The organism is Pseudomonas graminis, from assembly GCF_013201545.1.
Lineage (GTDB): Bacteria > Pseudomonadota > Gammaproteobacteria > Pseudomonadales > Pseudomonadaceae > Aquipseudomonas.
Window position 1 is genome coordinate 3,172,679 of the sequence record NZ_CP053746.1, and the last position, 25,652, is coordinate 3,198,330.

12 protein-coding genes are annotated in these 25,652 nt (G+C 59.7%); 9 read left to right on the forward strand and 3 right to left on the reverse strand.

Going from position 1 to position 25,652, the window contains the following annotated elements; all coding sequences use genetic code 11:
- Positions 1 to 4 precede the first annotated feature (4 nt).
- A complete protein-coding gene (locus FX982_RS14205; protein WP_172611294.1) occupies positions 5 to 4,177 on the forward strand; it encodes a neuraminidase-like domain-containing protein in 4,173 nt (1,390 codons plus the stop codon).
- A 61-nt stretch (positions 4,178 to 4,238) separates the two neighbouring features.
- Positions 4,239 to 8,783, forward strand: coding sequence for a neuraminidase-like domain-containing protein (locus FX982_RS14210; protein ID WP_172611296.1), 4,545 nt, complete (start codon positions 4,239 to 4,241; stop codon positions 8,781 to 8,783).
- Here FX982_RS14210 and FX982_RS14215 read toward each other — a convergent pair.
- Positions 8,780 to 9,139, reverse strand: coding sequence for a hypothetical protein (locus FX982_RS14215; protein ID WP_172611297.1), 360 nt, complete (start codon positions 9,137 to 9,139; stop codon positions 8,780 to 8,782). The genes FX982_RS14210 and FX982_RS14215 overlap by 4 nt on opposite strands.
- Positions 9,140 to 9,677: 538 nt before the next feature.
- Between FX982_RS14215 and FX982_RS14220 the strand changes: the two genes are divergently transcribed.
- Positions 9,678 to 14,534: an NAD-glutamate dehydrogenase gene (locus FX982_RS14220; RefSeq protein WP_172611299.1), complete on the forward strand. Its 4,857-nt coding sequence runs from the start codon at positions 9,678 to 9,680 to the stop codon at positions 14,532 to 14,534.
- Positions 14,535 to 14,935: 401 nt separating this feature from the next.
- Here the strand turns inward: FX982_RS14220 and FX982_RS14225 are convergent, their stop codons facing one another.
- Together FX982_RS14225 and acnB are read right to left on the reverse strand one after the other, a co-directional pair.
- Positions 14,936 to 15,439 (reverse strand): GNAT family N-acetyltransferase, encoded by a 504-nt coding sequence (locus tag FX982_RS14225; protein WP_172611300.1) that lies wholly within the window; start codon positions 15,437 to 15,439, stop codon positions 14,936 to 14,938.
- 682 nt (positions 15,440 to 16,121) lie between these two features.
- Complete coding sequence (acnB, locus tag FX982_RS14230; RefSeq protein WP_172611302.1) at positions 16,122 to 18,722, reverse strand: bifunctional aconitate hydratase 2/2-methylisocitrate dehydratase; 2,601 nt, start codon at positions 18,720 to 18,722, stop codon at positions 16,122 to 16,124.
- Between the two features lie 427 nt (positions 18,723 to 19,149).
- On the opposite strand from acnB, the gene FX982_RS14235 reads away from it, so the two are divergent.
- From FX982_RS14235 to FX982_RS14260, 6 genes are all read left to right on the forward strand, one after another.
- On the forward strand, positions 19,150 to 19,623 hold the full coding sequence (locus FX982_RS14235; protein WP_122537601.1) for a DUF1289 domain-containing protein: 474 nt from the start codon (positions 19,150 to 19,152) through the stop codon (positions 19,621 to 19,623).
- Between the two features lie 119 nt (positions 19,624 to 19,742).
- Positions 19,743 to 20,351, forward strand: coding sequence for a tRNA-(ms[2]io[6]A)-hydroxylase (locus FX982_RS14240; protein WP_122624818.1), 609 nt, complete (start codon positions 19,743 to 19,745; stop codon positions 20,349 to 20,351).
- A gap of 400 nt (positions 20,352 to 20,751) precedes the next feature.
- The gene (locus FX982_RS14245; RefSeq protein WP_172610219.1) at positions 20,752 to 22,083 is read left to right on the forward strand and encodes an IS110 family transposase; all 1,332 of its coding nucleotides are present in this window, start codon (positions 20,752 to 20,754) and stop codon (positions 22,081 to 22,083) included.
- Positions 22,084 to 22,385: 302 nt separating this feature from the next.
- A complete protein-coding gene (locus tag FX982_RS14250) occupies positions 22,386 to 22,859 on the forward strand; it encodes a MarR family winged helix-turn-helix transcriptional regulator (RefSeq protein WP_172611304.1) in 474 nt (157 codons plus the stop codon).
- Positions 22,856 to 24,352: an efflux transporter outer membrane subunit gene (locus FX982_RS14255; RefSeq protein ID WP_172611306.1), complete on the forward strand. Its 1,497-nt coding sequence runs from the start codon at positions 22,856 to 22,858 to the stop codon at positions 24,350 to 24,352. Before FX982_RS14250 ends, FX982_RS14255 begins: the two co-directional genes overlap by 4 nt.
- 10 nt (positions 24,353 to 24,362) lie before the next feature.
- Positions 24,363 to 25,646 carry an HlyD family efflux transporter periplasmic adaptor subunit gene (locus FX982_RS14260; protein ID WP_172611308.1) on the forward strand — a complete coding sequence of 428 codons (1,284 nt, stop codon included), beginning with the start codon at positions 24,363 to 24,365 and terminating at the stop codon, positions 25,644 to 25,646.
- Positions 25,647 to 25,652 lie beyond the last annotated feature (6 nt).

Consider the following 25,652-nt stretch of genomic DNA (forward strand, 5'->3'; position numbering starts at 1 on the left):
TGCTATGGATACCCAGCACATGGGCAGGTTTCAAGAACAACACCGCGACGCCCTCGTCGCCTACTACCTCGGCCAACTTGTTCCACGTTCGGAGTTTCCTGCACCTGACAACATCATCACCCCGGACGACCTCTACGAATACCTGCTGATCGACAATCAGGTCAGCGCCGAAGTAGACACGAGTCGGGTTGCGCAAGGTATTGCCAGCATTCAACAGCATGTGCATGCGATCTATAACGGCATGGAGCCGGGGTTCGGGAAGATTCCCGATCTCGCCGAGCACACTCGTACGCAGCAATTGTGGCGTGAGGGCATGAGTGAATACAGCACCTGGGCGGGTTACCAGATGCTGGCCGACTATCCGGAAAACTATCTCGACCCGTCCTTGCGACTGGGCAAGACCGAGGCGTTCAAGGCGCTGGAAGGGGATCTGGCGCAGGCGCGACTGACAACCGATACGGTGCAAAAAGCGTTGGGCAACTACCTGACGCTGTTCGAAGAAGTCAGCAACCTCAATACGGTGGCCTGTTACATCGACGGCGTGGATTTCCGCCAGTCCGACTATTACTTTATCGGCCGCCAGACAGTGGAGCCATTCGCTTGTTACTGGCGCAAGGCGGCCATTGATCTGGATGGGAGCAGCCCGGTGGTGCCACCGTCTGCGTGGACTGAGTGGAAAAAGATCGAAACGCAAACGTCTGGAAAAGTTACTCATATCCGCCCGGTGGTGGTGGAGGGGCGTCTGCATGTGGTGTGGCTGGAACAACTACGAGAAGGACTGGACGAAAATGATAAGCCCATGGCTGACAGTTTTATCTATCGATTGAAGGTCAGTTACTTGCAGTCTAATGGGCAATGGAGTGCATCGATCAGTTTGAAAGAGCCCCTGATGCCCTCTGTCGAGACGATCGAAGCGGATGACTACGGACTGTGCGCATTCGCTGATTACCGAAGCTCATATTCTGGGCCCAGGCTTGTGATCGCATTCATGAAGAGAACAGTTGCTTCACTCCAGGGGTATGCTTTCGTATTGGTCAAAGATAGGTATTGGAAGTCTGTATCTCCAAGTCTGCAGGTAAGAGAGGCAGCTGTCCGCCAGCTGGGTATAGACAGCGCCCGCGCACAGATGGTTATGGAGGTGGCCGATACGGACGGACAAATATGGGCCATCGAAAGCGTAGAGTGGACGCCAACAGGCGATAACTATTGCGGGCCGCTGAGCGCATACCTTGATGTAGAAGTCAAAGTCCGTCAGATTAGTGGAAAATGGGGCGTTGAAACTGTTGGGATATGCGACAAACCCTGGTATGAAACTAATACGCTCCAACCCGCCAAGCTCAACTTTGCGGTATGGGATTACACTGGGGTAATGTCTAGCTCGCTGACCTTGAACGGCCGCGCAAGGACGAAAATCAGACCTAAATCATTTTCAGGTCAGGAAAATAAGATGACCGTCCATTTCGGCATGCAAAGCACCACCTCCGGCTTGGGCTACAACGAATTCACCATCACCCGCAAAGAACGTTCCGATGCGATGCCCACTATCGTCACGACCGCCGATGGTAGCCAGTTCATCGATCTGGAATGCCTGTTGGTGCCGTCTCTGCGTTACGTGCGGCTCAACACCGCCTTCGCCGGTGAGCTGGTGCGCAGGGCCGAGGTCTCTGTGGAGGCAGCGCTGGGCTGGGAGGCACAGCACATGCTCGAAGGCGCTCCACCGGGCAAGCAGCCCCAGCCCGTCGATTTCAATGGCGCCAACGGGCGGTACTTCTGGGAATTGTTCTTTCACCTTCCACACCTGGTCGCGACGCGTTTGCATCAGTCGTTCGACTACGCGGGCGCTGAACATTGGCTGCATTATCTGTTCAATCCACAGGCGCGGGTGGCGCCGTTACATCCCGCTCCTGCGCTTGTGGACTGGCTGCCCTACTGGACCAGCCGACCGTTGGCGTTCGCCGATGACCCGTCGCGCGACACCGCAGCGCCCCGGGACCCGGACACCATCGCGTATGGCGCGCCTTCACACTATCGCAAAGCCATTTTCATGCTCTATGTGGACAACCTCATTGCCTGGGGCGACTCGCTTTACCGGCAGGTGACGCGCGACACCTTGAACGAAGCCCAGCTGCATTACGTCCGTGCACTGTCGCTGCTGGGGCCTCTGTCCAAGGGGCGCAGCATCAGCCAATGGGCGCCGCAAACCCTGGCTCAAGCCGCCCGTCATGAGGATGACGCCTTGGCAGCTTTCGAGGTATCTCCCGCCGCGTCCCTCGAACACGTGACTAGCGCGTCTCTGGGTGCCGAATCCTGGCTTCGCCTGATCGACGCTCCCTGGTTTCGCCTGCCGGTCAATACCCGCCTGCTGGACGTGTGGGACCAGCTGGACGCGCGCCTCTCCAACCTGCGCAACAACCTGACGCTGGATGGCCGGCCGATGAAGTTGGCGTTGTATGAGGCCCCGGCCAACCCGCAGGACCTTCTGCGTGCTCAACTGGCAGGCAGCAGCGCCGCCGTCCGGCGTCTGGGTGCACTGGCGATCATTGCGCCTTACCGCTTTTCAGCGATGCTGATGCGTGCGCGGTCGGCGGTGGACACGCTTATGGCGTTTGGCAATCAACTGCAGGCGCATATGGAAAACCGCGACCGCGCCGAACAGCAGAGCCTGCAACAGGCTCATCTGCTGGAGCTGACCCAGTTCGTGGAAACCTTCGACACTCAGGCCATCCAGCAGGCGGAATTTAACTTGGCAGCGTTGAAGTCGCGCCGTGAGCAACTGCACGCCAAAGTCGCGTCCTACGACAAATGGCTGGAAGAGGATGTCAGCGATGCGGAGTTGGCGGCGGAACAGATGCTCGCCGGAGCCAGTGCCTCACGGATGGTAGCGGCCGGGTTGCGCTCAGCCGGCAGCGCGTTGAGCGCGCTTCCCAACACCATCACCTTGATGTGCGTCCCGGTGCCTATCCCGATACCGGGTGGCTGGACGTGGGGAGGGCCGCCCTGGGCGGCGGCTTCACTGCTGGAGGGTGCGGCCATCTATTTTTCGGACAGTGCCGAAGCGCAGATGCGTGCCGATGCCCGTGAGCGGCGGCGCACCGAGTGGGCGTTCCTCAAGGACGAGGCGCAAAAGCAGGTCGAGGCGCTCGCCCTGCAGGATGAACTGCAGCAGATGTTGATTCGTTCAGCACAACTGAAACGCAATCGCTCTCGCAAATCCAGTGAAGCGGCGCAGGCGCTGTATGCATTTATCCAAAACCGCGCCACCAATGCGGCCCTGTATCAGTGGCTGGGCGGGCAGATGGCCACGCTTTATTTTCAGGCCTACGACGCCGTGTTTTCGCTGTGCCTGGCCACCGAAGCATGCTGGCAATACGAGATCGGAGATGGCAACACGCGCTTCATACCGGTCAATACGTGGCAGGACAACCGCCACGGGCTTACGGCCGGAGAAAGCCTGGGACTGGGGCTGATGCAAATGGAGTCGGCCTTCCTTGTGCGCAATGAGCGGTCCCTTGACCTGGCAAAAACTGTATCGCTAAGACGCTTGCTGGCCGACTACCAAACCGACGGGAACGAGGCAGGCTGGCCTTCCGTGATCGCCCAGTTGCGTACGTCTGGCACCCTTGATTTTGCCTTGAAGCCATCGCTGTTCGACCGGGATTATCCGGGCCACTACTTGCGTCAACTGGAACAGGTGACCCTGTCGCTGTCCGGTGTGCTGGGGCCGTTCGAAAACGCCCGGGCGGTGCTTGGACAGCTCACTAACAGCTACTTGTTGAAGGCTGATTTGGGTGGTTGCAAACACATGTATCAGCAGGCCAATGAGTTGCCGGGCGAGCACGATGACGTCAATCCCGGGTTTGTCATCGCCAATCCCAGATCAGGGCAGCAGATCGCGATCTCCGGTGATACCGAAGACAGCGGTCTGCATACGCCCCTGGCGGGCGATGAGCGTTACCTGCCCTTTGAGGGTACTGGCGCGGTATCGAGCTGGACGCTGACGTTTGCGCGACATGAATGTGTCACGCAGCAACGAATGTTCGATGACTTGCAGGACATCATCATCCACCTGCGCTATCGCGCTAGGGACGGTGGAAAAGTGTTTGCCGAACAGGTCAAGGCGCTGCTGCCACCCCCTGACCGGTGTCGTTTAGCGGCGACGCTGGCGGCCAGCCTTTAACAGGATAGTGCCGCTCCGGCGGCGCGGCGTACGCACATCAACGGATGATGAGGGCAAGGCCATGAGCCAGGCAATTATTGGGGTTCTGGAAGAACAACGACGGGATGCTTTGGTCGCCTACTACCTGGGCCAGCTCGCTCCCCAGGGAAACGCGGCGTTGAGTCCGGCGCTGACCCAAGACGATCTATACGAGTATCTGCTGATCGACAATCAGGTCACCGGTCAGGTGGACACCAGTCGAGTGGCGCAGAGCATTGCCAGCGTCCAGCAACATATTCATGCCATCTACAATGGCATGGAGCCAGGCTACGCCAATGCATCCCGCGAATCGCTGACGCTCTGGCGCGAGGGCATGTCGCAGTACAGCGTGTGGGCGGGCTACCAGATGCTTGCGGATTACCCCGAAAACTATCTTGACCCGACGCTGCGACTCGACAAGACGACCCTGTTCGAGACCTTCGAATCAGAAATCGCCCAGGCCCGGTTGTCTCGGGATTCGGTTCAAAGCGCGTTGGGCAACTACCTGCAGGCATTCGAGCTGATCAGCAATCTGCAGATCACCGGTTGTTATGTGGACAGCACGAAGTTTTTGGATGCCGATTACTATTTTATAGGGCGGCAAAGCATCGAGCCGTTTGGGTTTTATTGGCGCAAGGCGCATTTATATCCGGGAGACGATGCAACCAAACCGACCATGGCGGGCTGGACACAGTGGTTGCCGATTGACTCGGTCTCGGGTGCACATATAAAACATTGTCGGCCGGTTGTGATGGATGGGCGGTTATATGCGGTCTGGGCTGAATGCGGGAAAGCGATGTATGACGATGCCGGGGCTACCACCGGTGAGTTCGAATATCATCTGAAGCTGGCATATCGAAGGCTTGATAATGGCTGGAGTGTGCCAATTCATCTTCAGTCGGGCGTGGCACCGGATGAGTTGCTCGCCAATGAGGTGAGTGCCGAGGGTGTTGTTACAAAAGGCTATCGACTCGGTGTTGGCACTGACCGGGCCACTGATGGTCGCCGACTGTTAGCGGTACACTTTGTCTCACAAGGATTCGAGCCTGATATCAATATTCACCTGGTACGCGACAGTCTTTTAAATTCTGTCAACATTGATCTGTCCGGGAGCATGGATGCAATGCTTGGTGTAGACAGCCGTCGGGTTCAGTTCGCCTTCGACGATGTGGCCAGCAGGTATACGATTGCGCCGATAACGTGGGATCAAACAAGCGAGGGAACTGTACTCGGGAGAGGAGAGTTGGCGGTCAATCAAAACTTGACACTTCACGTCGATTGGAAAAACGGAGTCGGGACCCTTCAAGGGTTCTGCAATAAGGCAGTCAATGTAAAGCGAGACAGTGATTTTATTTATAGTAAATCCATCGACTACAGTCAGCGGTATGGATTTCATGTGGACGTCATCTCAGGTATCGGCGATTTAACCTTCAGCGTGATCAGGTTCATCGACAAGCACCTGGAGATTCCTCCTATAAGCGCATCACTCATTTATGCTGGAGAGGTGCTCTGTACCGTTACTGAAGCCGACTTCGCGGACCACCCTGACGAGTACTTCAGTTATATGCAGGCACAGAAAGTTATTAAGTTTGATCAAGAGGCGTTTGAATTGACGGGCAGTGACGGTGAGTTCATCGCCAACATTAGCGATAGCATGGACTGGCCACTGGATTGTGCTCACTACAAGCCTAATTACCAACCGGCGGAGATGGAGTGGGTTATCCGCCGCTTCAATCCTAATATATCGGTAGGAGGTGGGAAATTAGTTTTAAATGGCGCTGCCAAGACGCTCTTGCTCAATCACGAATGGGCGACGGGTTTTGACCATAATCGTGTGTATCAGTGGGGTGAAAAACTGGGTGATGACGTGAGGTTCGGCGCAAACGCATTCAAGGTGGAGCTGGTGCCTGTATCCACCCCCGCTCCACTGATCATGACAACCCCAGCTGGCGCGCATTACCTTGATCTCAGCACCATCGGCATCGATGCCAGCGCCGCTTCCATCCGCCTCAACACCCTTTTCGCCAAGGAACTGTCGCACAAGGCTGCTTTCTCGCTGGAAAGTGCTTTGTCCTGGGAAACCCAGCACACGGTGGAACCTGAATTACCCGGCCAGACCGCGCCGGTTTACCTGGACTTCGACGGCGCCAATGGCCTTTATTTCTGGGAGATTTTCTTTCACGTCTCGCACTTGGTCGCCTGGCGCTTACAGCAGGAGTTCGACTACTCAGAAGCGCAGGCCTGGCTGGAGCGTCTGTTCAATCCGCAAATGCGCGTTGCTCCCCTTTACCCGCCGCCTTCAACGACAGATTGGTTGCCTTATTGGAGTTGCCGTCCGCTGGGCCTGCCTGATCGCTTCAACCCCGAGCTGGAAGGTTTGGGCAATCCTGACGCCATCGCGCGAGGGGCGCCGTCGCACTACCGCAAAGCGATATTCATGCTCTACGTGAACAACCTCATGACCTGGGGCGACATGCTGTATCGCCAGGTCACCCGCGACACCCTCAACGAGGCCAAGCTGCTGTACGTTCGGGCAGGCTCCCTGTTAGGCCCGTTGTCGAAGGGCCGCAGTATCAGCCGCTGGACGCCCGCGACCCTGTCTGCTGTGCTGGAACCGGAGAAGCGTTCCTTTGCCTTGCTCGAGTCGTCCATGCTTGACGCGCTGCGTGACTTGATCCCGCTGCGCGACGACGGCGCACCCTGGCTGCGTCTGCTTGATCTCCCGGCCTTCCGACTGCCGGTCAACAGCCAGTTGCTGGACCTGTGGAGCCAGCTGGAGCAACGGCTGTTCAACCTGCGGAACAACCTGACGCTGGATGGCAAGCCGATGCAATTGGCGCTGTACGAAGCCCCGGCGAATCCGCTGGACCTGCTGCGTGCGCAGTTGAGCGGCTCGAGCCTGAGCCAGCGGCGCCTGGGCTCGCTGGCAATCATCCCGCCGTATCGTTTTCGCGCCATGCTGCCACGCACCCAATACGCGGTGGAAATGTTGATCCGTTTTGCCCAGCTAGTGCTCAACCACATGGAATCCCGGGACCGCGCCGAGCAGGATGAACTGCAGCAGGGGCAGATCGTCGATGATCTGGCGACCTTTGCCGAGCGGCTGCAACAAAATGCCATCGATGAGGCCGGCAAAAGCCGCGACGCGTTGCAAGCAAGTCGTCGCGGTGTCGCCGCGCGCAAGGCGTATTACGACGCGTTAGTGCGCAAGGATGTCAGCGCGCTGGAGAAATCTGCCCATGGCAAGCGTATGGCTGCGATGGGCTCTACCGTTGCTGCCCGGGCGCTGGGTGCCGCGGGACACTTCGCCAACCTGGCACCTAACCTGTTCGGTGGTGCCACCGGTGGCATGCACTGGGGCGGCGCTGCTTTTGGCCCGGCGGAATTAGCCGAAAGTGCCGCTGCAGTATTGTCGGAGCTGGCCCAGGTACAACTGACCACTGACATGCAAAATCGCCGTCGTGACGAGTGGCAGTTCATGGCCAAACAGGCTGAGTTCGAGCTGGAAATACTCGATCAGCAGATCCAGGCGCAGGAAGTGAACATGCAGTCGGCCACAACCAGTCTGGAACAGGCCACCAAAGCGCGGGAACAGGCGCAAGCGATGTACGCCTTCATCAAAGGGCGGGCCTGCGGCGCTGGGCTGTATCAATGGTTGTTGAGCCAGATGTCGACGCTGTATTTCCAGGCCTACGACGCCGTGCTCTCGATGTGCTTGAGCACCGAAGCCTGTTGGCAGTATGAAATCGGCGACCGCGATACGCGGTTTATCTCGACCACCGCCTGGGCTGATAACCGCTTCGGGTTGACAGCGGGCGAGTCCCTTAAATTGGGCTTGCTGCAGATGGAGTCGGCGTATATGAGTCGTCATGAGCGGCGCCTTGAACTGACAAAAACCGTGTCGCTCAAAGCGCTATTGCAGGATTACGATCCAGGCGCTGCTTTCTCGTCGCAGACAGCTGCCACGGGTTGGGACGCGGTGGTCGAGACTCTGCGGGCCGAGGGTGAAATCAATTTTCAGCTCAAGTCCTCGACATTCGACAAGGACTACCCCGGCCATTACTTGCGCCAACTGGTGCGGGTATCGGTGTCATTGCCAGTCGTGCTCCAACCCTATCAGGACATTCATGCAACGCTGAGCCAGCAGTCCAGCAGCTACCTGTTGAAGCCGCAGATTGGCAATGTGAAATACCTTTATCAACAGGCTGGGGAGCTGGCAGAAGGCGACGAAGATATTCGTCAGGACCAGATCGTCTTTAACCCGCGATCCAATCAGCAGATTGGTCTTTCCAGCGGTGTTGATGACCACGGCATGGCTACGCTGGACTTTGGCGATGAGCGTTATTTCCCGTTTGAAGGCACGGGCGCCATCTCTAGCTGGACGCTGAGTTTCCCCAACCATGAATCCGAGAGTCAGCAGGCTATGCTTGCAACGCTGACCGACGTCATCTTGCATGTGCGATACATGGCGCTCGACGGCGGAAAAGCGTTCAGTGATGAGGTCGAGGCGTTGGTGGCGTCGGTCGAAGAAGGGGAGGCCAGTCGTCGCGCACCGCCGGGTGCACGCCACGACCGGGTCACTCACTAGCGGATTTCGCTGATGTATGCCCCTACATCCTTGAGGATGATTCGCAACGTTGCATCCAGATCGGCCAGCTCACTGGCCGGCGTGCTGTGCAGGATTTCGTAGGACGTATCTCCGCCCAGATGGATGGCGTCCCCGGCGTCAATCTCCAACATCAGGCGGGTGGCGCTGAAGGTAACGATGATCTGCTCGTCGACGTGAATGGTGTCGTCGCGGAAGGTGATGTCGACTTCGTCCTCGTCCGGAAAGCGCGCCAGCATGAACAGGTCGCCGTTTGACCCATGGCAACACGCCAGCGCCATGTCATCTTCCTCCTCGTCACAGGGGTTGTAGATGAAACTGTCGGTGGTCATGAGCATGGGGATATTCCTTGAGGGTGTCGGGGGGCTGAGCGGGATTTTGCCAGTGTTCGCGCACATTTGCCCACTCGCTGACTGCCCATCCCTGTAGGAGTGAGCTTGCTCGCGATGGCGCCAGTACTGTCAACGCATCTTCAAGGTGCCCACCACCGCTTCGCGAGCAAGCTCACTCCTTCGGGGTCTGGGTTGTCATCTGAGTCAGGTGGCGCCTCCGCCGTTCTCGCAACATTCCGTAGCAACCCGATGTCCGAATATGTCGCAGCATCGCAAGCAGGCGCGCAGCGGGTCTCGTTAAGCTGCGCAGCAGATGAAACGCTGTACAGCCGAGCCTGCCTGGGCGACGGTGTACGCGGTTCATTCGGGTCGGCCAGATGTGACGGCGCACACACGACAAGCGTTAGTACTTAAGCAAAGCGATACGCTTTGCCCGTAGTCACGTTTTCCTGACTATCCTCGTGCAGCGGTAAACGCGACACTCGACCCGGCACCACGCATCTCTCCTAAGACCGTATATAAAAGCCCAAGCGGAGTACCAAAGATGGCGTTCTTCACCGCAGCCAGCAAGTCCGACTTCCAGCACCAACTGCAAGCGGCACTGGCCCAGCACATCAGTGAACAGGCACTGCCACAAGTGGCGCTGTTCGCTGAGCAGTTCTTCGGCATCATTTCCCTGGACGAGCTGACCCAGCGTCGGCTCTCCGATCTGGCAGGCTGTACCCTTTCTGCCTGGCGTTTGCTTGAGCGCTTTGAACATTCCAGCCCGCAAGTGCGGGTCTACAACCCCGATTACGAGCGCCACGGCTGGCAATCCACGCACACCGCCGTGGAAGTCCTGCACCACGACCTGCCGTTTCTGGTGGACTCGGTGCGGACCGAGCTCAACCGCCGCGGCTACAGCATCCACACCTTGCAAACCACCGTACTGAGTGTGCGACGCGATGCCCGTGGCCAACTGGTCGAACTGCTGCCCAAAGGCACCAGCGGCGAAGATGTGCTGCAAGAATCGTTGATGTACCTGGAGATCGACCGTTGCGCCAATGCTGCGGAGCTGAACGTGCTGGCCCGCGAACTGGAGCAGGTGCTGGGGGAAGTCCGCGTCGCGGTGGAAGACTTCGAGCCGATGAAAGCCAAGCTCCACGAGCTGCTGGCCGGCATCGACGCCACCGAGTACAACATTGACCCCGAGGAGAAATCCGAGGTCAAGGTGTTCCTCGAATGGCTGGTGAACAACCACTTCACCTTCCTCGGTTACGAAGAATTCACCGTCAGTGACGAAGGCGAGGGCGGTCAGCTCCAGTACGACCCGTCGTCCTTCCTCGGCCTGACCAAACTGCTGCGCGCGGGGCTCACCGCCGAAGACCTGCACATCGAAGGCTATGCAGTGAAGTACCTGCAGGAGCCGAGCTTGTTGTCGTTTGCCAAGGCCGCGCACCCAAGCCGCGTGCATCGCCCGGCGTACCCGGACTACGTGTCGATCCGCCAGATCGACGCCGACGGCAAAGTCATCAAGGAGTCGCGCTTCATGGGCCTGTACACCTCGTCGGTGTACGGAGAAAGCGTGCGCGCCATTCCCTACATCCGCCGCAAGGTCGCCGAAGTCGAGCGTCGTTCCGGGTTCGACGCCAAGGCGCACCTGGGCAAGGAACTGGCGCAAGTGGTTGAAGTGCTGCCGCGCGACGACCTGTTCCAGACCCCGGTGGACGAGTTGTTCACCACCGTCATGTCGATCGTGCAGATCCAGGAGCGCAACAAGATTCGCGTGTTCCTGCGCAAAGACCCGTACGGTCGTTTCTGCTACTGCCTGGCCTACGTGCCGCGCGACGTGTACTCCACCGAAGTCCGTCAGAAGATCCAGCAAGTGCTGATGGATCGCCTGAAAGCCACCGACTGCGAGTTCTGGACCTTCTTCTCCGAATCGGTACTGGCGCGCGTGCAGCTGATCCTGCGGGTGGACCCGAAAGTCACCCTCGACATCGACCCGCAGCAGCTGGAAAACGAAGTCGTTCAGGCCTGCCGTTCGTGGAAAGACGACTACGCCAGTCTGGTCATCGAAAGCTTCGGCGAAGCCCAGGGCACCAATGTCCTGGCCGACTTCCCGAAAGGTTTTCCGGCAGGCTACCGCGAGCGTTTCGCCGCGCACTCTGCCGTGGTCGACATGCAACACGTGCTGAGCCTGTCCGAAGCCAATCCGCTGGTGATGAGCTTCTATCAGCCGCTGTCGGGCGACAAGGCGCAGCTGCACTGCAAGCTGTACCACGCTGACACGCCGCTGGCGCTGTCCGACGTTCTGCCGATTCTGGAGAATCTGGGCCTGCGCGTGCTCGGTGAATTCCCGTATCGCCTGCGCCACACCAATGGCCGCGAATTCTGGATTCACGATTTTGCGTTCACTTACGGCGAAGGCCTGAAGCTGGACCTGCAACAGCTCAACGACACGTTGCAGGACGCCTTCGTCCACATTGTTCGTGGCGAAGCCGAAAACGACGCCTTCAACCGCCTGGTGCTGACGGCCGGTTTGCCGTGGCGCGACGTGGCGTTGCTGCGGGCCTACGCCCGTTACCTGAAACAGATCCGTCTGGGCTTCGACCTGGGTTACATCGCCAGCACGCTGAACAACCACGCCGACATCGCCCGCGAGCTGACGCGTCTGTTCAAAACCCGCTTCTACCTGGCGCGCAAGCTCAGCGGCGGCGACCTCGACGACATGCAGCAGCGTCTGGAGCAAGCCATTCTGACTGCGCTGGACGGCGTACAAGTGCTCAACGAAGACCGCATCCTGCGTCGCTACCTTGACCTGATCAAGGCGACCATGCGCACCAACTTCTACCAGAGCGACGCCAACGGTCAGAGCAAGAGCTACTTCAGCTTCAAGTTCAACCCGCGCCTGATCCCCGAGCTGCCGAAGCCGGTGCCGAAGTTCGAAATCTTCGTCTACTCGCCGCGCGTCGAAGGCGTACACCTGCGTTTCGGCAACGTAGCCCGTGGCGGCCTGCGCTGGTCCGACCGTGAAGAAGACTTCCGCACCGAAGTGCTGGGTCTGGTCAAAGCCCAGCAGGTTAAAAACTCGGTCATCGTGCCGGTCGGCGCCAAGGGCGGCTTCCTGCCCCGTCGTCTGCCGACCACCGGGACCCGCGACGAGATTCAGGCTGAAGCCATCGCCTGCTATCGCCTCTTCATTTCCGGTCTGCTGGACATCACCGACAACCTGAAAGAAGGCGCGCTGGTACCGCCGGCCAACGTCGTGCGTCACGACGACGATGACCCGTACCTGGTGGTGGCCGCCGACAAAGGCACCGCGACCTTCTCCGACATCGCCAACGGCATCGCCATCGATTACGGCTTCTGGCTCGGCGACGCCTTCGCTTCCGGCGGCTCGGCGGGTTACGACCACAAGAAAATGGGCATTACCGCCAAGGGCGCGTGGGTCGGCGTACAGCGGCACTTCCGCGAGCGCGGCATCAACGTGCAGCAGGACAGCATCAGCGTGATCGGCGTCGGCGACATGGCCGGTGACGTGTTCGGTAACGGCCTGTTGATGTCCGACAAGCTGCAACTGGTGGCGGCCTTCAACCACCTGCACATCTTCATCGACCCTAATCCGGATCCGGCCAGCAGCTTCGTCGAGCGTCAGCGTCTGTTCGACCTGCCGCGTTCGGCGTGGACCGATTACGACACCAGCCTGATGTCCGCAGGTGGCGGTATCTACCCGCGCAGCGCGAAAAGCATCGCGATCACCCCGCAGATGAAAGCGCGTTTTGACATCACCGCTGACAAGCTGACCCCGACCGAACTGATGCACGCGCTGCTCAAGGCGCCGGTGGATCTGTTGTGGAACGGCGGCATCGGCACCTACGTCAAGGCCAGCACCGAATCCCATGCAGACGTCGGCGACAAAGCCAACGACGCGCTGCGCGTCAACGGCAATCAGCTGCGTTGCAAAGTGGTGGGCGAGGGCGGCAACCTCGGCATGACCCAACTGGGCCGTGTCGAGTTCGGCCTGATGGGCGGCGCTACCAACACCGACTTCATCGACAACGCCGGTGGCGTGGACTGCTCCGACCACGAAGTGAACATCAAGATCCTGCTGAACGAAGTGGTTCAGGCCGGCGACATGACCGAGAAGCAGCGCAACCTGCTGCTCGAAAGCATGACCGACGAAGTGGGCAATCTCGTCCTCGGCAACAACTACAAGCAGACCCAGGCTCTGTCCCTGGCGGAGCGCCGTGCCTACGAGCGCATCGCCGAGTACAAGCGCTTGATGAGCGACCTGGAAGCGCGGGGCAAGCTGGACCGCGCCATCGAGTTCCTGCCGGCGGAAGATCAGCTGGCCGAGCGCATTTCCGAGAAGAAGGGCCTGACCCGGGCCGAGCTGTCGGTGCTGATTTCCTACAGCAAGATCGACCTCAAGGAAGCGCTGCTGGAGTCCCGCGTTCCGGACGACGATTACCTGGCCCGCGACATGGAAACCGCGTTCCCGCCGTCGCTGGGCGCGAAGTTCTCCGAGTCGATGCGTCGTCACCGTTTGAAGCGCGAAATCGTCAGCACTCAGATCGCCAACGATCTGGTCAACCACATGGGCATCACGTTCGTGCAGCGACTCAAAGAGTCGACGGGCATGACCGCCGCCAACGTGGCCGGTGCTTACGTGATCGTGCGTGACATCTTCCACCTCCCGCACTGGTTCCGTCAGATCGAAGCGCTGGACTACAAGGTCCCGGCCGAGATTCAGCTGGCGTTGATGGATGAGCTGATGCGTCTGGGCCGTCGCGCGACGCGCTGGTTCCTGCGCAGCCGTCGCAACGAACTGGACGCGGCGCGTGACGTGGCGCACTTCGGTCCGCACATCGCGGCACTGGGTCTGAAGCTGGACGAGTTGCTGGAAGGCCCGACCCGTGAGGTCTGGCAGACGCGATATCAGGAGTACGTGGCAGCCGGCGTGCCGGAGTTGCTGGCGCGGATGGTGGCGGGTACGAGTCACCTGTACACGCTGTTGCCGATCATCGAGGCGTCGGACGTGACCGGTCAGAATGCAGCGGACGTGGCGAAGGTGTATTTCGCGGTGGGCAGTTCGCTGGATGTGACGTGGTATCTGCAGCAGATCAGTGCGTTGCCGGTGGAGAACAATTGGCAGGCGCTGGCCCGTGAGGCGTTCCGCGATGATATCGATTGGCAGCAGCGGGCGATCACAGTGTCTGTGTTGCAGATGGCGAATGGTCCTGCGGACGTCGAGGAGCGTTTGAATCTGTGGCTGGAGCAGCATTTGCCGATGGTCGAGCGCTGGCGCGCGATGTTGGTGGAGTTGCGTGCAGCGAGTGGTCACGATTATGCGATGTATGCGGTCGCTAACCGTGAGTTGCTGGATCTGGCAATGAGTGGGCAGACGGCTGTGGTTTGATGGTTTAGTCGTTTGTAATCGGAAGCCCCGCGTTGAGAGACGCGGGGCTTTTTTGTTTTTGCGTGGGGAGATCAGGGTCAAGGGCGTCTGCCTGCGTTCAGCCTGCACCCAAGTCGCGTTCTGCGGTGTCTGGACTATTTGCGTAGAAAGATCAAAAGCAAGGCAGAACAACAGCTTCCCGGCTAAAGCCGGTCCTACAGTCGGCGCCCATCCCGCTGGATGCATGCGTTTTTTAGTGGGACCGGCTTTAGCCGGGAAGAGGCCAGTGTGGACGCTGGCAGTTTTGCTGGTCGGACACCCTGTGGGAGCGAGCTTGCTCGCGAATGCTGTTGATCGTTCCTACGCTCTGCGTGGGTATGCATTCCCGGACGCTCTGCGTCGCTCTTCCAAAGGGCTGAGCGTTATTTCAATCGCGCCATGCTGATGGCGTCGACGAGGACGCCGTCGCGTATGGCGTAGTCCCGCAGGCGGCCTTCGGTTTCGAAGCCGAATTTGCGGTACAGCGCCAGGGCGGCTTCGTTGTCGGCGAACACCGTCAGTTCAACCCGGTGCAGGTTCATCCAGTTGTCCGCGACTTCCAGCACGGCAGCCATCAGCCGCGACCCCACCCCTTTGCCCTGCCACGCCGCCGCTACGCCCATGCCGATCGCGCCGACATGGCGCTGGCGAATGCGCGCGTATTGCTCCAGACCTATGTTGCCGATCACCTGACCCTGATGCAAAGCGACAAGCTTCACAGACCGGTCGTCCGCCCCCGCCAGCCGCTTGCGCCAGACATCGGCGGACTGATACGGCATCTGAAGCACCTGACGACACACCTCGGGGTCGTTATACAACGCAGTCACGCCCTCGATATGGGCGTCGGTAAAACGATGGATCACCACTTGATCGACAGCAACATTCACTGGATTCGTCCTTTGAAAACAGAAAGAGGGAGACAGTCTAAGGGGCCAATTGCGCACCTGGCTACGGCGACCAGCGCCCAACAGCGTGGACAGCGTGCGTTGTGACGCAGAGCGTCACTGGATGCATGCCCACGCAGAGCGTGGGAACGATCAATGTGTCAGGCCGTGAAATTGCCGTCGCCCACACCGGCCCCTTCCCGGCTGAAGCCGGTCCCACTAACAGCAACGCATACAGTCAGTAGGGTCGTCTTCCCGGCTGAAGCCGGTCCCACTAACAGCAATGCGTCCAGTCATCCGGACCGGCTTCAGTCGGGAAGCTTTTGATCTGCTTTTGATCTGCTTTGCGCTTTTGATCTTCATACGCAAAAAGCTCAGTCACCGCCAAACGCGACTTGGGTGCAGGCCGAACGCAGACGGCGCGCAGTGGGGCGAGCCGCATGGATGCGGCGAGAGCGCCGTCAGGACATGGATGTCCGTTCGGCGCGGGCCCACGGAGCGTCGTCGAAGTGAGGGTATTCCGACGAAGGAGGAACCCAACCAGGAGCAGGCACTTTTGCTTACTTTTGGTGCTTTTCAAAAGTAAGTCGCCGAAGGCGAAACAGTCTGCCCCCAGGCAGACGCCCTTGATCTTAAAAACAAAAAACCCCGCCGAAGCGGGGTTTTCTCAACACGGTCTCAGCTATTAAGCCTGAACAACCGGGATATTAGCGTTCGCCGCAGCCTCACGGAATTCCGCGATCTGATCGAAGCTCAAGTAACGGTAAACATCGGCAGCCATACTGTCGATCTTGCCCGCGTACTCCATGTACTCCTCGACCGTCGGCAGACGACCCAGAATCGACGCCACAGACGCCAACTCAGCCGACGCCAGATACACGTTCGCCCCATCACCCAAACGGTTCGGGAAGTTACGGGTCGACGTCGACACCACCGTCGAATTCGGCTCCACACGTGCCTGGTTACCCATGCACAGCGAGCAGCCCGGCATTTCCATGCGCGCGCCAGCCTTGCCGTAAATGCCGTAGTAACCTTCCTCGGTCAACTGATGGGCATCCATCTTCGTCGGCGGCGACAGCCACAGACGCGTCGGCAACTGACCCTTCACCTGCTCCAGCAACTTGCCGGCAGCGCGGAAGTGACCAATGTTGGTCATGCACGAACCGATGAACACCTCGTCGATCTTCTCGCCAGCTACGCTCGACAGCAGACGGGCATCGTCCGGATCGTTCGGCGCGCAGAGCACAGGCTCTTTCACGTCGGCCAGATCGATCTCGATGATTTCAGCGTATTCCGCGTCAGCATCGGCTTCCAGCAGTTCTGGATTGGCCACCCAGGCTTCCATGGCCTGAGCACGACGCTCCAGAGTACGCGGGTCGCCGTAGCCTTCGCCGATCATCCAGCGCAGCAGGGTGATGTTCGACTTCAGGTACTCGGCGATCGACTCTTTCGACAGCTTGATGGTGCAACCGGCAGCAGAGCGTTCGGCCGAAGCGTCGGACAGTTCGAAAGCCTGTTCGACGGTCAGGGTTTCCAGACCTTCGATCTCCAGAATGCGACCGGAGAAAGCGTTCTTCTTGCCTTTCTTCTCGACCGTCAGCAGGCCTTTCTGAATGGCGTAGTACGGAATCGCATGAACCAGGTCACGCAGGGTGACGCCGGGTTGCAGCTTGCCTTTGAAGCGAACCAGGATCGACTCCGGCATGTCCAGCGGCATGACGCCGGTGGCAGCGGCGAACGCGACCAGACCGGAACCGGCCGGGAACGAGATACCGATCGGGAAACGGGTATGGGAGTCGCCACCGGTACCGACGGTGTCCGGCAGCAGCATGCGGTTCAGCCAGCTGTGGATGATGCCGTCGCCCGGACGCAGCGATACGCCGCCACGGGTCATGATGAAGTCAGGCAGCGTGTGGTGAGTCTTGACGTCGATCGGCTTCGGGTACGCCGCGGTGTGGCAGAACGACTGCATCACCAGATCGGTCGAGAAGCCCAGGCACGCCAGGTCTTTCAGTTCGTCACGGGTCATGGGACCGGTGGTGTCCTGAGAACCGACGGTGGTCATCTTCGGCTCGCAGTAAGTGCCCGGGCGGATACCGTCGGTGCCGCAGGCCTTGCCGACCATCTTCTGCGCCAGGGTGAAACCCTTGGTGCTGGCAACCGGAACGTCAGGCAGCTTGAACAGCGTCGAAGGCGGCAGACCCAGCTCGGCGCGCGCCTTGCCGGTCAGGCCACGGCCGATGATCAGCGGAATACGGCCGCCGGCGCGGACTTCGTCGAGCAGCACCGGCGTCTTCAGTTCGAAGGTCGCCAGCACTTCATCGGTGCCGTGTTTGGTGACTTTGCCGGCATACGGGTAAACGTCGATCACGTCGCCCATGTTGATGTTCGACACGTCGAACTCGATCGGCAGGGCGCCGGCATCTTCCATGGTGTTGTAGAAGATCGGAGCGATTTTGCTGCCGAAGCAGAAGCCGCCCGCGCGCTTGTTCGGCACGTTCGGAATGTCGTCGCCGAAGAACCACAGCACCGAGTTGGTGGCGGATTTACGCGAGGAGCCGGTACCGACCACGTCACCGACGTAGGCGATAGGGAAGCCCTGGCTGCGCATGTCTTCGATCTGCTTCATCGGGCCGATGGAGCCTTGCACGTCAGGCACGATGCCGTCGCGAGCCATTTTCAGCATGGCCAGGGCGTGCAGCGGGATGTCCGGGCGGGACCAGGCGTCAGGGGCAGGGGACAGGTCGTCGGTGTTGGTTTCCCCGGTGACCTTGAAGACGCGCAGGCTGATCTTCTCGGCCAGGGTCGGGCGCTTCTGGAACCACTCGCCGTCAGCCCAGGACTGCAGCACGCCTTGGGCGTGAGCGTTGCCATTCTTGGCTTTTTCAGCGACGTCGTGGAAGGCGTCGAACATCAGCAGGGTGTGCTTCAGTTGCTCTGCGGCGACCGGTGCCAGGTCGGCATCGTCCAGCAGGTCAACCATGGTCACGATGTTGTAGCCGCCCTGCATGGTGCCGAGCAGTTCGACGGCGCGCTTCTTGTCCAGCAGAGGGGAATGAACTTCGCCCTTGGCCAGGGCAGAAAGGAAACCGGCTTTGACGTAGGCAGCTTCGTCAACGCCTGGTGGAACGCGATTGGTGATCAGGTCAAGCAGGAAAGCTTCTTCGCCAGCCGGTGGGTTTTTCAGCAGCTCGACCAGGCCTGCAGTTTGTTCGGCGTTAAGCGGCTGGGGCACGATACCCTGGGCGGCACGCTCTTCGATGTGTTTACGGTAGGCTTCAAGCACAGTATTACCCTCATCAGTGGTCCCAAATGGGTGTCCGGGACGCTCATCCAGAGAAGGTCCGCATCGGCGCTCTCGAACTTTTTAAAGTTTCTTGGCAGGAAGCTGACGATCTCCAACAGAAGCTGTTTTCAAAGTTTTACGCCTGCATGATCGGTCGAGGGGGGGACGCAAGCGAACTCGCGTCGGACCGGACTGCGGGGCGGGCTTTGTGCGACGGGTGGCTGGCCGACTCATCGTAAAAAGCCCTGACTGTGCTCGTGACGCTTTGAAAACAGCTTCCAACGGACATTGGCGCCTTAAAAGGCCCGGTGATTCTACGGTAAAAAACCGCTGAAGGTAAGTTAGCCCCTACAGGTTGAAGGGTGTACCTCGTTAGACAAAGGGCTAACATGCCGGCTTGTTTCGTTCGCCGCCGTGTTGCTCCGTCATGCCCAATCAAATCATCAAAACGCCCTGCGTGGGCCTGTGCTCCACTGTCTACGGCGACCTCGTGTGCCGGGGATGCAAGCGCTTCCACCACGAAGTGATTCACTGGAACGGCTACGACGAAGAGGCAAAGCGCGCCGTCTGGCTGCGTCTGGAACAGCTGCTGGTGCAGGTGATGGCGGGGAAAGTCGAGGTCTTCGATCCGGCCAGGCTTCGGGCGCAACTGGAGCAGCGCAAGATCCGCTTCGTCCCCCATCAGTCGGAATATTGCTGGGCGTACCAGCTAATTGCGCGGGGCGCGCGGGTGATCAACCAACTGGACGCCTACGGCATGGTGCTGCTGCCGGAATTTCGCGACTGGTCGCTGCCTGAACTGCGCGATGCCATTGATCGGGAATTCTTCCTGCTGTCCGAGGCGCACTACGAACGCTACATCGCGCCGGGCTTCCTCAAGGATGCGATGGGCGCTGTTTGACAACGCCGTGAATCGCGCGCTTGCGCGGTAAATCCTGCGCTTTTCATCTGCGCAGGCTGGCTCTGCCGGTCAGGCTCCGTATAATGCTGCGCCTTGCCCAGCCAGCCATCCGTGAACCCATGCAGATTTATCCAGAAATCGACGCCTTCCTGCTTTGCCCCACGCCCGACAGTTGGGTTCAGGCTGCTTTGCAGAATCTGGATATCCTGCTGATTGATCACGCCAACAATGAAAAGAAAGCCGCCGGTGCGGCCTTTCAATTCATGTTCCAGTACAACGACAAGTTCGATCTGCTGGCCAAGATGTCGCGGCTGGCGCGCGAAGAGCTGCGGCACTTCGAGCAAGTGATCGGCATCATCAAGAAACGCAACATCCCGATGGCCAACATCAGTTCAGCGCGCTATGCCGGTTCGCTGCGCAAACTCGTTCGCACCCATAACCCCTATCGACTGACCGACGCGCTGATCGTCGGCGCCATCGTCGAAGCGCGCTCGTGCGAACGCTTCGCTGCGCTGGTGCCGCATCTGGATGAAGACCTGTCGAAGTTCTACGCCAGCCTGCTCAAGTCCGAAGCCCGGCATTTTCAGGATTACCTGAAGCTCGCCTACACCTACGGCACTGAAGCGGACGTCGACGCCAAAATCGAAGAAATCCGCCTGGCCGAGCGCGAGCTGATCCTGAGCCCGGACGAAGATTTCCGCTTTCACAGCGGCGTGCCGGCGCTTTAAATCGTCTTTGGTTAACGCGTAATTTCAGGCGTCTCCTCATTATTAAGGCGCCGCGCTGTCGGCAGCAATCAACGTCCATGTGGGAGCCGTCCCGCCGCTACGCGCCGCGCTGTCGCGCAGCAAACAGGGTGCACGACTCATCTCCTGTGGTGATGCGAATACCTTGAAAAGCGAAGAGCGGCTGCCCCGTCAGGGGCAGCCGCTCTTGCTTTGCTAGGATTGAGGAGCGCGGGACAGAGGCCGGTACTCACATTGGTGTGACAGCACCCGCGTGGGAGAGTGGCCCGCACGGTATCGGCGTAGAGTCCTTGTCGGCACGGCTAGCCGTGACCACGTATGAGAGAGTGAACCCTTTCGCCACCGTGTGCCCCGCGCGCCCATCATCCTGCGAGGAATTAGCATGGCGCGCAAGCAATCCAGACAGCGTTTTGAACGGGTCCATCCGCATTGTGCCGGTATCGACATCGGCAGCCGTGAGCATTGGGTCGCCGTTGATCGTGACCACAAGCAATCGGTACGCAGCTTTTCCTCCTTCACCGACGACCTCATCAAGCTGGCCGACTGGCTTGAAAGTCTGAAGATAGAGGTCGTGGCCATGGAAGCCACCGGCGTCTACTGGATTCCACTGTTTGAGCTTCTTGATGCGCGAGGCTTCAAGGTCTATCTGGTCAACTCACGCGCAACTCGGCAGATTTCCGGTCGTAAATCCGATGTCCTCGATTGCCAGTGGATATGTCAACTGATGAGCCATGGCCTGCTACGCGGAGCCTTTCGCCCTGACGATGCCATCTGTTCCATGCGGGCGCTCATTCGCCAACGAGCCGGCAAGGTTCGCAATCAGGCCCAGACATTGAACCGTATGCAAAAAGCGCTGAGCCAGATGAACATTCAGCTCGCCAACGTCATTAGCGATATTTCGGGCGTGACCGGCATGAAAATCCTTCGTGCAATTATTGCCGGCGAGCGCGATCCGGCTGCTCTGGCCGAGTTGACTGATCGGCGTATCAAGGCCAGCAAAGAGACCATCGCCCGCAGCCTGCACGGTAATTGGCGCCTGGAACATCTACATGCGCTTGAGCAAGAAGTGCAGTGCTACGACTTTTTTGAACAGCAGATTGGCGCGTGCGACAAGGCAATTACGGACGCGCTGAGTCAGTTGCCCGAGCGCGAAGAAGCCCCGCAACCCTCACGAAAAATCCTGCGTAGCCCTCACCGCTGCGCAGCAGATCAGGCGGCCCTACATCAGTCACTTTGGCGCGTCATGGGCGTTGATCTCACCGCCATACCGACCATCGGCGTCGATACAGCCTTGGTCATTGCCGGTGAGATTGGACCTGATCTGTCCCGATTTCCCACGATGGAGCATTTCTGCTCATGGCTGGGCGTGGCACCACCGACACGGATTTCGGGTGGTCGCCCACTGTCGGGTAAAAGTCAGAAAACCCTCAACAACGCAGCCCAGGCACTCAAGCAAGCGGCGTCCAACGCGCGAAACGATAAAAGCTTTATCGGCGCCAGCCATAGAGCCCGACTGGCGCGGATGGACACCAGTTGCGCGATCAAGGCCACGGCTCATCAGCTTGCACGGCTGATCTACGCCATGTTGACCAAGGGCCAGCCCTATGTTGAGCAGGGGATCGAAGCGTTTGAAGAACGGAGCAAAGAAAAGCAGTTTCGTGCCTTGCTGCGCAAGGCACGAAAACTGGGATTAGACTTGGTGAAGGCCTCTTGAATTGTGCAACAAAATCAAAGGCTTATTTTTTGTTTGATGAGAGTGAGCTTGCTCACGAAGACGGCGTTACATCCGCTGAATATCTAGCGGATGTACGTACCACTTCGCGAGCAGCCTCACTCCCACAGCTTCTCATCCGCATTAAATGCGTTAAATCCCCACATCATCAAAGCCTCCGCGTCAGCAGGCGAATCACGTTCGTCCGATTTCGTGCACCTTAAATATTGTTTCATTGTGTGTTCACTGCCTAGGCAGTAAGATCCGCTCCATTCACTGCCTAAGCAGATAATGGTTGGCTATCAATGGCGCATTTCACTCCCGAAAACTTTCACGACAGTCTGCTGGGCATGTTGCTGGGCCGGACTGAACAGCTGAAAAACCGCATCCTCGACCGGCATCTCGAGCCCCATGGCGTCACCGCGCAGCAGTTCAAAGTGCTGGTGATGATCGCGCGGTTCTGCGCCGAGACCCCGGCCGACATCTGTCGCATGTTGAACCTCGACAGTGGCTCGATGACCCGCATGCTTGATCGCCTTGAACAGAAAAACCTGCTGTCCCGCGCGCGCTCGGAATCCGATCGACGCCAGGTGCAGTTAGTGCTGACCGATGAAGGCAAGGCGCTCTCTGACCTGTTGCCGGAAATCGGCGCACACGCGATGAACGAGATGGTCGGCGTGCTGGAAGACAGCGAGCTGCTGGCCCTGGAAAAGATTCTGACGAAAATTCTGGTTGCCTCGGGCGACCCCATCACGATTGCCCGGATTGCCGAACAATGATCACTCACCTTCAGCGGGGCTCGACCCTGCGCACGTCCCTGAGCCTGATAGTCGTGGCACTGGTGCTGGCCGGTTGCGCCAGTTCCAAAGGCCTGAAAACCGAAGGCGTCGGCATTGATGCCAACACGCTGCAGGCGGCCCAGAGCCTCAACGGCATCACCCTGTCCCCCGCGGCCTGGCCAAAGTCCGATTGGTGGACCAGCCTGGGCGATCCGCAGCTCAATAGCCTGATCGCCGAAGCGCTGCGCGACAGCCCGGACATGCAGATCGCCGCTGCCCGCACCCATCAGGCCAATGCCCAGGCGTACGCCGCCGACGCCGAACGCATGCCGACCGTCGATGCCGACGCCAGCGTCAGCCGTTCGCGCCTGGCCCGTGATCAGGACCCGACCGGGGCAGGCGGGCGCTACAGCACTTTGCGCAGCCTGAGCGCCGGCTTCAATTACAACTTTGACCTGTGGGGCGGCCAGCGTGCGGCCTGGGAAGCGGCGTTGGGCCAGGCCCGTGCCAGTGAAGTCGATCAGCAAGCAGCGCAATTGACCCTCGCCGCCGATGTCGCCCGCGCTTACAGCGACCTGGGCCAGGCCTACATCGTCCGTGACCTGGCGGCTGAAGACCTCAAGCGCACAAGTCAATTGCTTGACCTGGGATCGCGGCGCTTCAAGTCGGGCATCGACAGCGAGTACCAGTACGAGCAGACCCAGAGCCTGGAAGCCAACTCTCGCGAGTCGTTGGCGGACGCGGAAAAAAGCCTGCGCAGCGCCAGGATCCAGCTGGCCGTGCTCATGGGCAAAGGCCCGGACCGCGGCGAACAGTTGAGCCGGCCTGCCGTGTTGCAACCCGCTGCGGTGGCCTTGCCGTCGGTGGTGCCTGCGGAATTGCTGGGCCGTCGCCCGGATCTGGTTGCCGCGCGCTGGCGGGTTGAAGCGGCGAGCAAGAACATCGACGTCAGCAAGACCAACTTCTACCCGAACCTCAACCTGAGCGCCTCGGCAGGGGCGGAGTCGCTGCTGGGTGATGCGATGTTCGGCTCGGCCAGTCGATTCTTCAACGTGGCGCCGACGGTGTCGCTGCCGATCTTCGACGGTGGCCGTCGCCGTGCCGACCTTGATGCGCGGGACGCCGACTACGACCTCGCCGTGGCGCAGTACAACAAGACGCTGGTCCGGGCGCTGGGTGATGTCAGCGATGGCATCGGTCAGTTGCGCGACATCCGCCGTCAGATCGAAGCGCGCCAGCAGGCGACCGACGTGATTCAGAAATCCTACGACACCGTCGTTCAGCGCTACTCCTCGGGGATCGGTAATTACCTGGACGTGCTGAGCGTCGAGCAACAACTGCTGCAATCGCAACGCCAACAGGCTGATCTCAACGCGGAACGAATCGATCTTTCGATCCAGTTGATGCAGGCCCTCGGGGGAGGCTTCGAAGACAGCAAGCCCGGCGACAACGCCGCCCCGGTCGTCCCGTCAACTGCTTCGCTGACTCATTAAGGTAATCGTCATGGCCACTACCGACAACAACGCTACAAACGAAGAAAAGGACGTCAACGCTTCGGCGCCCGACAAGGCCGCTGACAAGCCAGCCGGCAAACCGGCCGAGAAGGGCGCCGGGCAGACCACACCGACCAAAAACCCGCGCAAGCGCAAGTTGCTGCTGCTCGGCTTGCTGCTGATCGTGGTGCTCGGCGTGATTGGCGTCTGGGCCTGGTACGAAATGTATGGTCGCTGGAGCGAGAGCACCGACGACGCCTACGTGAACGGCAACGTCGTGGAGATCACCCCGCAAGTCACCGGTACTGTGGTGAGCATCGGTGCCGACGACGGCGACCTGGTGCGTGAAGGTCAGGTGCTCGTCCAGTTCGACCCGAACGACGCCGAAGTGGCGCTGCAAAGTGCCGAAGCCAATCTGGCCAAAGTGGTGCGTCAGGTGCGTGGTTTGTACAGCAACGTCGACGGCATGAAGGCGCAACTGGCGGCCCAGCGCGCCGAAGTGCAGAGAGCCCAGGACAACTACAACCGTCGTCGCAGCCTGGCGGCGGGCGGTGCGATTTCCCAGGAAGAGCTGTCCCACGCCAAGGATGACCTGACCACCGCGCAGAACGCGTTGACCAACATCCAGCAGCAGTTGGCAACCAGCACCGCGCTGGTGGACGACACCCAGGTTTCCTCGCACCCGGACGTCAAATCGGCGGCCGCGCAACTGCGCCAGGCCTACCTGAGCAACGCGCGCAGTACGCTGATTGCGCCGGTCACCGGTTACGTCGCCAAGCGCACCGTGCAACTGGGCCAGCGGGTTCAGCCGGGCACTGCGCTGATGGCGGTGATTCCCCTTGACCAGCTGTGGATCGACGCCAACTTCAAGGAAACCCAGCTTGGGCAGATGCGCATTGGCCAGCCGGTGGACATCGAAGCAGACCTGTACGGCGGCGACATCAAGTACAGCGGCACCGTGGACAGCGTCGGCGCCGGTACCGGCAGTGCGTTTGCATTGTTGCCCGCACAGAACGCCACCGGTAACTGGATCAAGATCGTCCAGCGTGTGCCGGTGCGGATTCACATCAACGCCGACGAACTGGCCAGGCATCCGCTGCGCATCGGCCTGTCGACCACCGTTGACGTCAACCTGCACGACCAGAGCGGTCCGGTGCTGGCGCAGCAACCGCCGAAGCAGCCGCTGTTCACCACCGATGTCTACGCCAAACAACTGGCCGACGCCGACACGATGATTGCCCGCGTGATCCATGAGAACAGCGCGTCAACCAGCGGCAAGACGGCCCAGCGCTGATTCGCC